This is a genomic window from Flavobacterium supellecticarium, assembly GCF_004801375.1.
Lineage (GTDB): Bacteria > Bacteroidota > Bacteroidia > Flavobacteriales > Flavobacteriaceae > Flavobacterium > Flavobacterium supellecticarium.
Genome location: NZ_SSNZ01000002.1, coordinates 959,217 through 974,477, shown reverse-complemented (window position 1 = coordinate 974,477; position 15,261 = coordinate 959,217). Strand labels below are relative to the sequence as shown.

Genomic DNA, 15,261 nt, shown 5'->3' with positions numbered 1-15,261 from the left:
ACGTAACCGTTCCGTTAGCTGGCCCTGTAAAAGTCACAACAGCGGTATCACCAGAACAAATTAATGCCGGTGCACTGATTGTTGCTGTTGGTAATGGGTTTACTGTGATTGTAACACTGCCGGTTAATGACTCAACACATGGAGAAGTTCCCTGAGTGCTTACACTTACTAAATTATACGTTGTAGTTGCTGTTAATGGTCCTACTGTAACACTTCCATCTCCGGCAGCATCCAAAGTTACCGTTGCATTAGCGGTACCATTATTATAGGTAACAATTGTATTTGGGGTTCCGTTGAACGTTAATACAGCTGTACTACCAGAACAAATTGTTGTACTTCCAGAAATAGTAGCCGTTGGTTGTGCGGCAATAGTAACGGTAGCACTTCCGGTTACTGTCTGACTACATTGTGGTGTTATACCATTTGTAATTACACTCACTAATGTATACGTACTATTAACCGTTAATGGTGGCGTTGTTACCGATCCGTTTCCGGATGCATTTAAGGTAACACTTCCTGCTGATCCGTCTACATCATAGTTTACAGTTGCTCCCGGTGTACCGGTAAAGCTGATAACTGCCGTCTGGTTTGCACAGATCGTAGTCGTTCCGCTGATGGTAGCTGTTGGTAATTCCAGAACCGTTACATCAGCCGATATGTTTAATGTTTTCGAACAAGGAGTTGTCCCTGCCGATGTTACACTTACTAAAGTATAAGTAGTTGTTGCTGTTAAAACCGGTGTTGTAATAGTCGCCGATCCCGAAGCATCCAATGTAATTGTTGTTGTAGTTCCGCCTACTGAATAATCTACAGATGCATTAGGCGTACCCGTTACGGTAAGCGTACCTGAAGTGTTCTTACAGATAGTCGATCCGGTAATACTTGCCGTAGGCTCTGCAATCACCTGAATATCCATAGTTGTTGGACTTGCACACTGTGCCGGATCTGGTGTAAAAGTATAAGTAGTTGTACCAACTGCACTCGTACTTACTGTTAGCGGACTCCATGATCCTGTAATTCCATCATTAGAAGTTGTAGGCAATGTTGGTGGTGTCGTATTTAAACAAAGTGGACCAACCGGTGTAAACGCAGGAGGTGTTGCTCCACCGCGAATCAATTCAAATTCTTTGATTTTATAACAATCTGAATTCGGATCATTCACCCTTACATATACGAAGTTATTTCCGGCTGCCGGATTATAGCACGTTGGATCATCAATCCAGTTAAACTCATTTTCGGCATCCGCCTGAGTTGGATAATAGGTAACCAGATAATCTGCCGGGTTTAAGGTACCCAATACAACTGCATTATTTGGTGTTAAATCCCAACAACTCGGGTCGTCCGGACATTTGTTCAAGTCATTTGGTTCGTTAATATCAAAGGTACTAACCGGTACGGTTACATAATCACGTACAACTGTTTTAGTTCCATCACAAGCGGTATAGGTAGCTTCTGCTGTATAAACTGTTGTTTGTAGAGGACAAACCGTCATTGTGGTATTGGTACTAAGCGGGTTTCCGTTTGCATCCAACCATTGGAACGTTACATTAGATGGTCCCGATGGTGTAAAACGCCAAGCTTCCGGAGTTAAAACACTCCAGGTTCCTGTATTTCTTCCCGGCGGGGTATATCCCACATTACCGGCCTGATTCTGGATTCCAATTAATCCGGAACCATAGTTAAATGTCGTACAAGATGTTCTTCTTTTAACATAAACTTCAATAACGTTTGTTGTTTCGTAAAGTACCATCTGACTCGTCTGAGTTCCTTGAGAAACACCACAAGAATAGTGGCCCATTTCATAAATATTAAAAACAAGCGTTCTACATGGCGCTTGTCCTATAATCTGATAGTTAATCGAGTGATTCGCTGGTGATTGCGTTGGATTCAAATCCTGTAATACTCCAAAAACGGCATTTCGATAAGGAACATCTGACGCACTTTGCGGAATTTGCGTATTAAAAGAATAGCCACTGTCTGATCCCGGTGTATACAATCCACCTGGAGTACCACCTGCTCCGGCAATACTAAACGAAAGTGCCCCGTTATCACAGATCAACGCTTTAGTATAAGACTGGTTAAAGAAACAGAATTTAAAACCTAAGTTAATAATCTGTGACCAGTCATCATCGGCGATGATCGGAATGGCATTACCTCCCACAAAAGGGAATGGTGGCGCATACGGGATTGAAGAAACCGTATAAGTATTAGTACCTCCCGTTTCTAAATAGGTTGCTTTGATTTGCCTGCATTCGCCAGGATTACAAATGGTCGCAACCGGGTTACCGTTTACATCTCCCCCTTTAACATTCGCACAACCAGGTGCTTGTGCATAGAGATTAATCGAAAAGACATAAACCAATAACAATAATAGATAATTGTTTCTCATTGTATTAGTTTTTTGGAACGCGAAATTTACATAAAATTAAGAAACAATTAACTTTATCGCCTTAAAAAAATTTATTCATCATAAAAATTAACATTTTAAATAAAACTTCGTAACAAAATAGACCAACCTAGTTAAAAAAATTAACACACTATAGGTCATCTCATTTTTTTTTCTAGCTTTACATTCTAATTTTTTAACCAAAAAACGAATCATGAGAAAATTGTATACAAACGGCTTGATTGGATTATTTTTCTTGTTTACCTCTTCCCTATTTGCACAAAGCAGTTCGGATCTGGTATTATCATCTGAAAACACTTCCGATATCGCCACTTTAAAAGTAAGCACCTCTCAAAATCTTACAGGCGGCTACACCCTTGAATTACAAAATAACGCCTGTGGTATTGACGACTCCAAGCTATTGGAAAAACCTGTTTTTTACAAATCAAATGACCCGGCCTTAACCGCTAACTTTTCCAAAACAGGAAACACCTATACTTTCAATACGCCATTTACAACCGGAACACTGGCTGCAAAATGGTTTCGTTGGAGAGTGGTTTTAAACAACGGTGAAAAAACAGCATGGCAATGTTTTTCCTGGAGCAGCTATTGCAAAAAACACCTTAATCCTGATGGTTCTTGTAAAAATAAATAATAGTTCTCAACGACTATTTACTATATAAGGTTAAGCATTTTGTTTAACCTTTTTTTATTTTATTAAATGATTAACATTTAAAACACAATTTACAGTAGGAATCCGAATACAAAATCAAGTTTATTAATTATCTTTGCAGCTAATTTTTTTACTCTAAAATTCTACATAATGATCCATAATGATGATTTGCACGACGAAATGGGTGACAATCACATCGCATCCAGCGCTGAAACACCATTACGTCCTGATGCTTTTGAAATATCCGATGAAGAAAAAATAAATGCTATCAAAAAAGACGTTGAAAGCATCTTAAATACTCTAGGTCTTGACTTAACCGACGATAGTCTGAAAGGAACACCAAACCGTGTTGCTAAAATGTTTGTTAAGGAAATTTTCGGCGGATTGAATCCTGCTAAAAAACCAAGCTCATCCACTTTTGACAACAAATACAAATACGGTGAAATGCTGGTTGAAAAAAACATCACTGTTTATTCGACTTGTGAACACCACTTATTGCCTATTGTAGGTCGCGCGCACGTAGCCTATATTTCCAATGGTACTGTAGTGGGATTATCCAAAATGAACCGTATTGTCGATTTTTTTGCTAAAAGACCACAGGTTCAGGAGCGTTTAACCATTCAAATTGTACAGGAATTACAACGCGTACTAAACACACAGGATGTAGCCTGCGTTATCGATGCCAAGCACCTGTGCGTGAATTCACGTGGAATCCGCGATATCGAAAGTAGTACCGTTACGGCCGAATTTGGCGGAAAATTTAAAGAAGATAAGGTACGCCGTGAGTTTTTAGACTATATTAAGCTGGACACTCAATTTTAATTTGCTATTTTAGACAATTAAATATATTAAATAACAAATAGTATACGATGCAATTATATCAAAATCAGAATTTGAAGATTTACAATTCTCTTTCCGGGGAAAAAGAACTTTTCACTCCTATTCACGAGGGAAATGTCGGAATGTATGTTTGTGGACCAACGGTTTACAGTAATGTACATTTGGGAAATTGTAGAACTTTTATCTCTTTTGATTTAATCTATCGTTATTTAAAGCATCTTGGCTACAAAGTGCGTTATGTACGTAATATTACCGATGTTGGACATTTGGTGGACGACGAAGATGATGGCGAAGACAAAATCGCCAAAAAAGCGCGTATCGACCAGATCGAACCAATGGAGGTCGTACAAAAATATACAGTGGATTTTCACCAGATTCTGGAGCTTTTCAACAACCTGACGCCCAGTATCGAACCAACAGCCACCGGACATATCATCGAACAGATTGAGATCATCAAACAGATAATCGACAACGGCTTTGCCTATGTGGTAAACGGCTCTGTTTATTTTGACGTGGTTAAATTCAACGAATCGCACCACTACGGAATTTTGAGTGGCCGTAATATCGATGATATGATTGCCAACACCCGCGACCTAGATGGCCAGTCAGACAAAAAGAACCCACAGGATTTTGCCTTATGGAAAAATGCCGAGCCGCAACACATTATGCGTTGGCCTTCACCATGGGGCGATGGTTTTCCGGGATGGCATTTGGAATGTACCGCTATGAGTACGAAATATCTGGGCGAAAAATTCGATATTCACGGTGGTGGAATGGATTTAAAATTCCCACACCACGAATGTGAAATTGCTCAAAACGAAGCCTGTACAGGTCATTCGCCGGTAAACTATTGGATGCATGCCAATATGCTTACACTAAACGGCAAAAAAATGGCTAAATCGACCGGAAACAACATTCTTCCAAGAGAATTATTTTCAGGCGAAAACACAGTTTTAAGCAAAGCTTTTTCACCAGCCGTAGCCCGTTTCTTTATCCTACAGGCGCATTACAGAAGTATCCTTGATTTTTCGGATGAAGCAATATTAGCATCCGAAAAAGGTTTTAACCGACTAATGGAAGCGATCGACGCGTTGGGAAATATCCAACCGGAAGCAACGTCCACTTTAGACATCAATCAATGGAAACAGGCTTGTTATGACGCCATGAACGACGACTTTAACAGTCCGATCCTGATCGCACAGCTTTTTGAAGCCGTTCGCTATATCAACTTAGTAAAAGACGGTAAAGAAAGTTTAAACGCAGCCGATCTGGAGCAATTTAAAAAAGCAATCAAAGCCTTTGTTTTTGACGTTTTAGGTCTGAAAAATGAAAAAGCAGATGATGCCGAAAACGGAAAACTCGAAGGTGTTATCAACATGTTGATTGGTATGCGAAACGAAGCCAGAGCCAATAAAAACTTTGCACTATCCGATCAGATCCGGGATCAGTTAATTGCTTTAGGCATTCAATTAAAAGACGGAAAAGAAGGTACTTCCTTCTCGTTAAACTAAAATATACAACCAAAATGATGAAGCCACCCACTTCATCATTTTTATTTTAAACACCCATGACCATTCGAAAAATACTCATCACGCCTTTTATCTGGATCATCCGTTTTTATCAGGTGGCGATCTCACCTTTTACACCCTCTGTTTGTCGTTATTCGCCTACCTGTTCGCAATATTCGCTCGAAGCCTTACAAAAACACGGACTTTTTAAAGGGAGCTGGCTCGCCGCAAAAAGAATTATCAGCTGCAATCCCTGGGGCGGAAAAGGTTACGATCCCGTTCCGTGATTTAATCTTTAAATTTCCCTTAAATATGAGTATCGTTCGCTCACATTTCTCTATTTTTACCAAAATATAAGCACATAATACTATGATGACACACGCTTTACAATTCGTCTGGAATCCTTCACACGGAATTGATTTAGGCTTTTTTACCGTTCGCTATTACAGTCTGATGTTTGTAATTGCCTTTGGATTAGGATGGTATATTATGAAACATATCTACGAAAGAGAAAATATTCCAATCGAAAAACTGGACTCTCTTTTTATTTATACCGTATTCGCAACTTTAATCGGTGCCCGACTGGGACATGTATTCTTCTACGATTGGGATTATTTTAAAGATCACAAACTGGAAATTTTATTACCATTCCGTTTTGAGCCGCATTTCGAATTTACCGGATTTGCCGGATTGGCCAGCCACGGCGCCGCTATTGCCATCATCCTGGTAATGTACTACTACAGCAAAAAAATCATCCACAAACCAATATTATGGATTTTAGACCGTATTATTATTCCGGTTACCTGTGGTGGTATTTTTGTTCGTTTGGGTAACTTTTTTAATTCCGAAATCGTAGGACACGAAACAGCATCTTCAATGGGAATCCGCTTTATTCAGGACAAATACACTCCGGGCGAAGCCATGCGATTAACCAATATCAACAATGCCACCGAAGCCTATAAAGCCATCGAAAGCAATCCGCAATTCGCGCCGCTATTGGAAAATGTAATCCCTAAACACCCGGCACAGTTATACGAAGCATTCGGGTATATTTTTGTATTCCTGATCCTTTTCTTCCTGTACTGGAAAACGAATGTACGTGAGAAATTAGGCTTCCTGTTCGGTTTGTTCCTGGTATTACTTTGGACGGTACGTTTTATTGTAGAATACGTAAAAGAAAGTCAAGGTGGTTTCGAAAACGAATTAGGGCTATTCTCAACCGGTCAGTGGTTAAGTATCCCATTTATCATAGTAGGTCTTATTCTATTGATCCGCGCTAAAAAACAAGATCCTGTTGCATAATTTTTAAACCTGACGGTTTCGAAAACCTATCGGGTTAACACCAAATAAAAAAGGCTGCTTCAAATTTGAAGCAGCCTTTTTTATATAGAATTCCTGTTCGTTAATCATTCATCGAAATCAGGAACTCTTCGTTGTTTCGGGTTTTCTTAAATCGGTCGTTGATAAAATCCATCGCTTCTACCGGGTTCATATCCGCCAGATATTTACGCATAATCCACATACGCTGAATCGTTCCTTCATCCAATAACAAGTCATCGCGACGCGTGCTTGATGATGTCAGATCGATAGCCGGGAAAATACGTTTGTTGGCAATCTTTCGATCCAATTGAAGCTCCATATTACCGGTACCTTTAAATTCTTCAAAGATCACTTCATCCATTTTAGAACCGGTTTCGGTTAATGCCGTAGCAATAATACTCAAAGAACCTCCGTTTTCGATATTACGGGCTGCTCCGAAGAAACGTTTTGGTTTCTGTAACGCATTCGCATCAACTCCACCACTCAATACCTTACCAGACGCAGGCTGAACCGTATTGTACGCTCGCGCCAGACGTGTAATCGAATCCAAAAGAATCACCACATCATGTCCGCATTCTACCAGACGTTTTGCTTTTTCCAAGACAATATTAGCCACTTTTACGTGACGTTCTGCCGGCTCATCAAAAGTCGATGCAATTACCTCTCCGCGTACACTTCGCTGCATGTCGGTAACCTCTTCCGGTCGTTCGTCAATAAGCAATACAATCAGGTATACTTCCGGATGATTGGCCGCAATGGTATTGGCAATATCTTTTAAAAGCATGGTTTTCCCCGTCTTAGGCTGCGCCACGATCATACCACGCTGTCCTTTTCCTATTGGTGAAAACAAATCGATAATACGTGTTGAAATTGTACTTTGCTTTTCTGCCAGTTTGAATTTTTCTTCCGGGAATAAAGGTGTCAAATGCTCAAAAGAAACACGATCACGAACCACCTGAGGGTCATGTCCGTTGATTTTTAACACGCGCACCAATGGAAAATATTTCTCCCCTTCTTTTGGCGGACGCACCACTCCTTTTACCGTATCACCCGTTTTTAATCCAAACAGACGAATCTGGGATTGCGACAGGTAAATATCATCCGGAGAAGCCAGGTAATTATAATCCGAAGAACGTAAAAAACCGTAACCATCCGGCATCATTTCCAACACACCTTCACTTTCAATAATTCCGTCAAACTCATAATCCGGTTCTCTGAAATTTTGTTTTTTGTTTTTCTGGTTTGGATTGGTATTCTGATTTTGAGAATTCCCCTGATTGGTGTTGGTTTGTGGTTTTTCGGTTACGCCCTCTGTCGGGGTTTCTTCCTGATTTTGCTGGCGGGATTGTTGCTGGGATGCGTTTGCCTGTGGTTGCGCTGGTGTTTTGGAGTTATTATCTTTTATAAAGCGCTGTTTTTGCTGGAAATCCTTTTTCTTGGTAAAGCTATTTTCCTTTTTCGGTTCTGTAACTTCCGGAGTTGCTTTCTCTTTGTTTTTTTCTGAAGGGCTCACTTCTGCTTCTTTCGGGGCCGCAATTACTGCTTCTGCCTTTACATTGGTCTCTTTAACGGCAACAGGAAGCGGATTGCTTTCTTTTTTAGTCTCCCTTTGTGGTTTTGCTATTCTTGCCCTTTTAACTTTACCCTCTGCCGCAGGCGTTTCTTCTTTTAAAGCCGGTTTTACAACTTCCGGGTTTGTTGCCTGATGATCTAGAATCTGATAAATTAATTCGTCTTTCTTTAGGTTTCGATACTTATTAATTTTAGCAATCTTCGCAATCTCTTGAAGCTCAGCGAGCTTCATTTCTTTTAATACAGAAATATCAAACATGAATCGTTTTCTCGTTAAATTAAATGTAATGTAGATCTAAATTTGGGTAGTATATTTTTGTGAAATGAAAGAACCGCAAAATGAAGTACTTACGGTTTGACTATGCAATAATACGAATTTATTTTGTTTCATATCCTATTTTTAAAAAAAGAAATGCTATTTTTGCTCAACAATTACACATCGCAATGTTACAACGAATTCAAACCGTTTACCTTTTTATCGCTTTTGTCTTCTCGGGAATACTACCTTTTGTTTTTCCGCTTTGGACAAATCCTGCCGGTGAAAAAGTATTTTTCATGACCAATCTGGTTTATGTATCGCTTTTCGGTTTAAGTACAACACTTTCGTTGATTAGTATCTTTAGTTATAAAAACAGACAAAACCAGTTTGTAATGAACCGGTTAAATATGATATCAAACGTTATATTACTAGGATTATTTGTGTATCGCTCACTAAATTTATCTGGAGAAACGCAAGTTTCTGAGAAAGGTATTGGGATGTTTCTTCCTATTGTTTCTATCGTTTTTTTGGTCTTAGCCAATAAAGCCATCAAGAAGGATGAAGATCTTGTAAAATCTGTAGACCGATTACGATAAACCTATCATCTTAGTTTATTAGTGCGTTAAAAAACCGGATCAAAACAGATCCGGTTTTTTTATTTCTACCCTAAACCACTCATCGTTTATTCCCTTCCTTTTATCGTTTATTCATAATAACAAACTAAATTAATTAAATATAAATCAAAAATATAACACAATTAATAGTAAATTTGAGTAAAAATAACAGCAATGAATAACAAAATACGTATTCACCTTGCCGATGACCATCTGGTGCTAATCGAAGGAATTCTTGCTGTTTTAAAAACAAACAAGAATTTCGAGGTCGTTGGCTATTCCCTTAACGGAACCGAATTATTGGATAAAATCTATACCCAGTCGGTCGATGTTTTGGTTATCGATATTAATATGCCTTGCAAAGACGGTATCGAAGTCTTAAAAGAGTTTGCTCAGAAAGGATTTCCCTGCCATGTGATTGTTTTGTCGAGTTATGACGATGTAAAACTAATCAAGGAAGTAATTCAACTGGGCGCCAAAGGCTACCTTACCAAGCAATGCGCCAGCGAAAACATTGTGGACGCCATCACTTGTGTCAGCAAAGGCGAAGAATATTATTCCAAAGCCATTCGGGAAAAAATATTCCTGTCTTTTACCGGAATCGGAAACGATAAATCGATCGACAACAGCGACCTGTTACTTTTAATAACCGACCGGGAACTTGAAATCTTAAAACTAATCTCCAAAGAATATAGCGGCAAAGAAATCAGCGAAGCACTTTTTATCAGTACCAATACCGTCGAAACACACCGCAAAAACCTGATTAAAAAACTGAACGTAAAAAATACCATAGGACTTGTAAAATTTGCTATACGTAATAATTTAATCAACCAATAAATCTACATCGCTATGGCCTTACTAAAAAAACATGAAGTACGTGACAATGGAAACAATTCATTTGATCTGTTGATCACTTTTCCGGATAATTGCAGCTATACGTATTATTTTGATAGTGCAACATCCAAAAATCATATCGATATTATACTGAGCATGGCACAAAAGCCATCGTCCAACTTCATTACCCGTAATGAAACGATAATACCGTATAATGATCAATTAAAAATTGACGTAACACAAACTCAGGATGGCGTTACCGCCACCAAACCTAAAATTATAATCGAGATCTGATATTGAAAAATAGTATCGTATTTTTTATTTTTCTGTGTAGTGGCACTTTTTGGGGACAAATCCCAAGCGGTAGCGACTCGACCGATTATTATCTGGAGCGTCATCAGGAACTAAAAGCATTACGCTACCTGCAACGGGAATCGGAGTTATTATACCACGATAAAAATTATACCGAATTATGTCATAAAAGCATTCACAAAGCGCAGATATATACCCGCCTGAAAGATTATTCCAAGGCGACAAAAATACTATTTAACGCGCTTCAGATTGCCGAAAAAGAAAAGCTTAACCTACAGGAAGCTATTATTTTAAAACATATCGGGATTTGTTTCGAACAAACCAAAAACATCAAACAAGCGATATATTACCTCCGAAAAAGTGAAAAAAGTGCCTATGCACAGGAAAATGACACCTTATCAGCCTCGGCACAACAAGGCCTGTTTAAAATTTTTACCGAAAAAAACAATCTGGACAGCGCTCGTTTTTACATGAAGCGCATTTTACACATTGCCAAAAACAATGGTACCAATCATCAGAAATATATTGGCTACAGCAATTTTGCCGCCTATTATCTTAAAACAAAAGAATACGAAAAAGCCAAAAAGTACCTCGATACTACATTGCTATACGCCAAGGCTTCACAAAATTTGAATAGTCTGAACAATACCCGTAATAATATCGCCTACTATTATCTGGAAGTTGAAAAGAATTACAAAAAAGCGGAAAAACTGTTTTTAGAAATTCTTGCATCAAAACCAAATGATACCATTTCCCTGTCGACTTCCGATACGTATCTGAATCTGTCGTATGTCTACGAAAAAATGAACGATTTTCAGAAGGCGAATATTTATCTGAACAAATACATCGACAACACGGATGCTTTGTTTAACGAAAGAGTGAGTTCGGAATTACGGGATACGGAAACAAAATACAAGATTTACAAAATTGAAGACACCTACAAAACCAAAGAGCAGTTGCTAAAAGACAAAGAAGCTCGCAACAAAAAGCTGCTGTATATTTTTATTACGCTGTTTGCCTTTTGTAGTATTCTCTTCTATTTCTTTTACCAGAATATGCGTTTGAAACAAAAAAATAAACTCAAAGATGTGAATAATAAAATTCAGCAAAACATTATCAATGCGACCATCGACGGGCAGGAGTTCGAACGAAAACGAATTGCCGGAATTCTCCACGATAGCATAAGCGCACTACTATCGTCGGCGAGTTTGCATTTAATGGCCTACGAAACCAACCATCTGGACGAATCATCACCAGAACTGATCAAAACCAAAGCCATTATCAAGGAAGCGCACGATAAAATCCGCGATCTGTCACATACATTAATTCCGCCTGTATTGGAAAAACTAGGCCTTTTATCGGCTTTACAGGATTTATGCGAAAAAAATTCCAATACCCTGATCCAGTTTGAATTCACCAATCATATCGCAAAAGACAGCCGCTATAACAGTGAATTCGAAATGAAGATGTATTTTATCGTAGCCGAATTACTCAACAACATCATCAAACACAGTCAGGCATCAAAAGCTTTTATTTCGGTCGAACAAAACAACAAGCAGCTTTTTATTAATGTAGAAGACAATGGCACTGGTTTTGACACCAAAAAAACCGAACATAAAGAAGGTTTCGGACTAACACAGATCAAAGCCCGGATAAGAAGTATGAAAGGAAGTATCACGATTAATTCCAAACCAAATACCGGAACGCTAATCTATATAAAAGTGGAACTTCCGGATTAAATCAGCCTCTTTTCCCGATTTCAATAACTTCCAGTTTCTGAATTTTTTCACCGTCGATTTCAAATCGCAACATTGTACGCATCTGGTGAAATCCATGCGTTCCGGCTGCTCCGGGATTCATATGCAACAAATTCAGTTCTTTATCAAATTGTACTTTTAAAATATGCGAATGTCCGCAAATAAATAATTTCGGAGGATTGGTTTTGATTTCCGTACGGATCGCCGGATTGTATTTTCCCGGATAACCACCAATATGCGTGATCCAAACATCCACGTCTTCACAGAAAAAACGATTGTGTAGTGGAAACTCCAGCCGAGCTTTTCCATCATCAATGTTCCCATAAACGGCACGCAACGGTTTGCGTTCTTTTATCGCATCGGTAACCGACAAATCGCCGATATCGCCGGCATGCCAGACTTCATCGGCCTGGTCTACATATTTTAAAATGGTCGCATCCATATGGCTGTGCGTATCCGAAAGCAGTAAAATCTTTTTCACAACGAGTCTTTTTTAACGTGGCACGTACTTCTACAAATTCCCACAAAAATAATCATACTTAACCGTGTTTTAACTTAAAATTATGGTATTTTCAAATTTGTCAGTTCTCGAATTCCCGTATCTTTGTTCTTTTTGTATTAATCTGGAAATTGAACTTTGAGGTATTTCATAGAATTCGCTTATAACGGAAAGAATTATCATGGCTGGCAGTATCAGCCGGACGCCATATCGGTTCAGGAAACGTTAAATAAGGCTTTATCGCTTTTATTGAAACAGGAGATCGAACTTGTTGGAGCCGGAAGAACCGATACCGGTGTACACGCGCGGCAAATGTATGCCCATTTTGATTTTGACCAAATTTTGGATTCGGATCGCTGGGTACAAAAATTAAATTCGTTTTTACCGAAAGATATCGCCGTTTACCGCTTTATCCCGCTACATGACGAAGCCCATGCCCGTTTCGACGCTACTGGCAGAACCTACGAATACCATATCCATCTTTTTAAAGATCCTTTTGAAAATGAAGGTAGCTGGTTCCATTTCCATCCATTAAACGTGGAAGCCATGAATCAAGCATCGCAATTGCTGTTTGACTATACCGACTTCGAGTGCTTTTCGAAAGTACATACCGATGTGCGTACTTTTAACTGCACTATTACCGAGGCGTATTGGCAACAAAACGGTACAAAATTAGTTTTTACTATTAGTGCCGACCGCTTTTTGCGAAACATGGTCCGCGCCATAGTGGGAACTTTAATTAAAATTGGACTTGGGAAAACAACACTGGACGAGTTCCGACAAATTATCGAAAGTAAAAACCGTAGTAAAGCCGGCTTTTCCGTTCCGGCACACGGACTTTACCTTACCCGGGTTGTTTATCCCTATATACAAGAGCGCCATTCCCTATGAAAGCCATAAAATCTATTTCTTTAAAAAAAGTAATGCGCTTTGCCAAACCCTATCAGGGACGGTTTAACGCTGTTATTGTCTGGGCGATATCGTTGTCGATATTTGCCGCATTACGCCCTTATATGTTAAAAGAAACGGTAGACCGTTATCTGACAACACACGATTCCAAAGGACTCCTGCTTTTTATCCTGCTGATGGCGGTGATATTACTCCTTGAGGTGGCTTCGCAGTTTTATTTTGTATACTGGGCCAACTGGCTCGGACAAGATATTGTGAAAGATATCCGCGAAAAACTCTTCCGCCATATCAGCAACTTCAAAATGAAATATTTCGACAATGAACCCGTAGGAAAACTGGTGACCCGTTCCGTTTCCGATATCGAGTCGATTGCCAGTATTTTTAGTCAGGGATTATTTATGATTGTCAGCGACCTGCTAAAAATGGTCGTGATTTTGGGTATCATGTTTTATATGAACTGGAAACTCAGTTGTATCGTTATTCTGGGTATGCCGGTATTATTATATGCCACCCGTATTTTTCAGCAAAAAATGAAAATCGCTTTCGAAGAAGTACGAAATCAGGTGGGTAACCTCAATACATTTGTACAGGAGCGCGTTACCGGAATGAAAATCGTACAGCTCTTTAACCGCGAGGCGATTGAATATGAAAAATTTAAAGTGATCAACCAGAAACACAACGATGCCTGGTTAAAAAATATCCTGTACAACTCGATCTTTTTCCCGATAGCCGATATTGTATCGTCTGTGACTTTAGGTTGTATTATCTGGTATGGCGGTCTAAACATCATCAGTGGCGATAGCGCTACTACTTTTGGAGATCTGTTTGCCTATACAATGTTGATCAACATGTTATTTAACCCGTTACGTCAAATTGCGGATAAATTCAATGTGATGCAAATGGGTATCATCGCTGCCGAAAGGGTTTTTGAAGTATTGGATATTGATGATCACCTACAAACTTCGGGAACCGTGGAAGCGACACATTTTAAAGGCGATATTCGTTTTGAAAATGTTCGTTTCAGTTATATCGAAGGGGAAGAAGTTTTAAAAGGTATCAATCTTAAGGTCAATGCGGGTGAAACTATAGCCATTGTCGGGGCAACCGGAGCCGGTAAGTCAACGATTATTAACTTACTGAACCGTTTTTACGAAATCGACAGCGGTACCATCACCATTGATAATACACCGATTACCGAATTTACCATCGGAAGTCTGCGGAAACAAATCGCCATCGTATTACAGGATGTCTTCTTATTTGCCGATTCGATTTTAAACAATATCACGTTATACAATCCAAAGATCAGTCGTGAGGATGTGATCCTTGCCGCACAGAAAATCGGCGCGCATGATTTTATCATGAGTCTTCCTGGTGATTACGATTACAACGTTAAGGAACGTGGTATTATGCTATCATCCGGTCAGCGGCAGTTGATTGCTTTTTTACGAGCTTATGTTAGCAATCCAAGTGTTCTGATTCTCGATGAGGCCACTTCGTCTATCGATACCTATTCGGAAGAATTGATTCAGAAAGCTACCGAAACCATCACCAAAGGACGAACATCCATTGTGATTGCACACCGATTGGCGACGATTATCAATGCCGATAAAATCATTGTAATGGACAAAGGAGAAATCGTTGAAGAAGGTACCCATTATCAATTGTTAAACAAGGATAACGGTTATTACAAAAACCTGTATTACTCACAGTTTGCCGTTACAGAATAAGCGGAAAACCGGCTATTCTGACAGGAAAAATTAAAAATTTTACAGTCATTT

General features: G+C 39.2%; 13 protein-coding genes and 1 pseudogene. 11 read left to right on the top strand and 3 right to left on the bottom strand.

What is annotated here, in order from left to right:
• A pseudogene (locus E6C50_RS09195) lies at positions 1–2,389 on the bottom strand (hypothetical protein); the annotation flags it as partial.
• A 211-nt stretch (positions 2,390–2,600) separates the two neighbouring features.
• Here E6C50_RS09195 and E6C50_RS09190 point away from each other — a divergent pair.
• The 5 genes from E6C50_RS09190 (at position 2,601) to lgt (ending at position 6,709) form a co-directional block, all read left to right on the top strand.
• Entirely contained in the window at positions 2,601–3,041 is a 441-nt protein-coding gene (locus E6C50_RS09190; RefSeq protein ID WP_136402896.1) for a hypothetical protein, read from the top strand.
• Positions 3,042–3,209: 168 nt separating this feature from the next.
• Positions 3,210–3,881: a GTP cyclohydrolase I FolE gene (gene folE / locus E6C50_RS09185; protein WP_136402895.1), complete on the top strand. Its 672-nt coding sequence runs from the start codon at positions 3,210–3,212 to the stop codon at positions 3,879–3,881.
• A gap of 47 nt (positions 3,882–3,928) precedes the next feature.
• A complete protein-coding gene (cysS, locus tag E6C50_RS09180) occupies positions 3,929–5,410 on the top strand; it encodes a cysteine--tRNA ligase (protein ID WP_136402894.1) in 1,482 nt (493 codons plus the stop codon).
• A 56-nt stretch (positions 5,411–5,466) separates the two neighbouring features.
• On the top strand, positions 5,467–5,694 hold the full coding sequence (gene yidD, locus E6C50_RS09175) for a membrane protein insertion efficiency factor YidD (RefSeq protein WP_168732778.1): 228 nt from the start codon (positions 5,467–5,469) through the stop codon (positions 5,692–5,694).
• An 85-nt stretch (positions 5,695–5,779) separates the two neighbouring features.
• A complete protein-coding gene (gene lgt / locus E6C50_RS09170; RefSeq protein ID WP_136402942.1) occupies positions 5,780–6,709 on the top strand; it encodes a prolipoprotein diacylglyceryl transferase in 930 nt (309 codons plus the stop codon).
• A gap of 100 nt (positions 6,710–6,809) precedes the next feature.
• On the opposite strand, the gene rho is transcribed toward lgt, so the two are convergent.
• A complete protein-coding gene (rho, locus tag E6C50_RS09165; protein ID WP_136402893.1) occupies positions 6,810–8,558 on the bottom strand; it encodes a transcription termination factor Rho in 1,749 nt (582 codons plus the stop codon).
• 185 nt (positions 8,559–8,743) lie between these two features.
• Here rho and E6C50_RS09160 point away from each other — a divergent pair, with 185 nt between their 5' ends.
• The 4 genes from E6C50_RS09160 (at position 8,744) to E6C50_RS09145 (ending at position 12,057) form a co-directional block, all read left to right on the top strand.
• On the top strand, positions 8,744–9,154 hold the full coding sequence (locus tag E6C50_RS09160; protein WP_136402941.1) for a DUF4293 domain-containing protein: 411 nt from the start codon (positions 8,744–8,746) through the stop codon (positions 9,152–9,154).
• Between the two features lie 192 nt (positions 9,155–9,346).
• Positions 9,347–10,009 carry a response regulator gene (locus E6C50_RS09155; protein WP_136402892.1) on the top strand — a complete coding sequence of 221 codons (663 nt, stop codon included), beginning with the start codon at positions 9,347–9,349 and terminating at the stop codon, positions 10,007–10,009.
• Positions 10,010–10,021: 12 nt separating this feature from the next.
• Positions 10,022–10,300 (top strand): hypothetical protein, encoded by a 279-nt coding sequence (locus tag E6C50_RS09150; protein WP_136402891.1) that lies wholly within the window; start codon positions 10,022–10,024, stop codon positions 10,298–10,300.
• 2 nt (positions 10,301–10,302) lie between these two features.
• Positions 10,303–12,057, top strand: a complete 1,755-nt coding sequence (locus tag E6C50_RS09145) for a tetratricopeptide repeat-containing sensor histidine kinase (RefSeq protein WP_136402890.1) — start codon at positions 10,303–10,305, stop codon at positions 12,055–12,057.
• Between the two features lies 1 nt (position 12,058).
• On the opposite strand, the gene E6C50_RS09140 is transcribed toward E6C50_RS09145, so the two are convergent.
• Positions 12,059–12,556 (bottom strand): metallophosphoesterase family protein, encoded by a 498-nt coding sequence (locus E6C50_RS09140; RefSeq protein ID WP_136402889.1) that lies wholly within the window; start codon positions 12,554–12,556, stop codon positions 12,059–12,061.
• Between the two features lie 156 nt (positions 12,557–12,712).
• On the opposite strand from E6C50_RS09140, the gene truA reads away from it, so the two are divergent.
• Together truA and E6C50_RS09130 are read left to right on the top strand one after the other, a co-directional pair.
• Positions 12,713–13,465, top strand: coding sequence for a tRNA pseudouridine(38-40) synthase TruA (truA, locus tag E6C50_RS09135; protein ID WP_136402888.1), 753 nt, complete (start codon positions 12,713–12,715; stop codon positions 13,463–13,465).
• Entirely contained in the window at positions 13,462–15,210 is a 1,749-nt protein-coding gene (locus E6C50_RS09130; protein WP_136402887.1) for an ABC transporter ATP-binding protein, read from the top strand. Before truA ends, E6C50_RS09130 begins: the two co-directional genes overlap by 4 nt.
• The last annotated feature ends 51 nt before the right edge of the window (positions 15,211–15,261 follow it).

What these genes read in the sequence shown, in the direction of transcription:
- E6C50_RS09190 (WP_136402896.1), top strand. Translation starts at nt 2,601, where the DNA reads ATGAGAAAATTGTATACAAACGGCTTGATTGGATTATTTTTCTTGTTT.
- folE (WP_136402895.1), top strand. Translation starts at nt 3,210, where the DNA reads ATGATCCATAATGATGATTTGCACGACGAAATGGGTGACAATCACATC.
- cysS (WP_136402894.1), top strand. Translation starts at nt 3,929, where the DNA reads ATGCAATTATATCAAAATCAGAATTTGAAGATTTACAATTCTCTTTCC.
- yidD (WP_168732778.1), top strand. Translation starts at nt 5,467, where the DNA reads ATGACCATTCGAAAAATACTCATCACGCCTTTTATCTGGATCATCCGT.
- lgt (WP_136402942.1), top strand. Translation starts at nt 5,780, where the DNA reads ATGACACACGCTTTACAATTCGTCTGGAATCCTTCACACGGAATTGAT.
- rho (WP_136402893.1), bottom strand. Translation starts at nt 8,558, where the DNA reads ATGTTTGATATTTCTGTATTAAAAGAAATGAAGCTCGCTGAGCTTCAA.
- E6C50_RS09160 (WP_136402941.1), top strand. Translation starts at nt 8,744, where the DNA reads ATGTTACAACGAATTCAAACCGTTTACCTTTTTATCGCTTTTGTCTTC.
- E6C50_RS09155 (WP_136402892.1), top strand. Translation starts at nt 9,347, where the DNA reads ATGAATAACAAAATACGTATTCACCTTGCCGATGACCATCTGGTGCTA.
- E6C50_RS09150 (WP_136402891.1), top strand. Translation starts at nt 10,022, where the DNA reads ATGGCCTTACTAAAAAAACATGAAGTACGTGACAATGGAAACAATTCA.
- E6C50_RS09130 (WP_136402887.1), top strand. Translation starts at nt 13,462, where the DNA reads ATGAAAGCCATAAAATCTATTTCTTTAAAAAAAGTAATGCGCTTTGCC.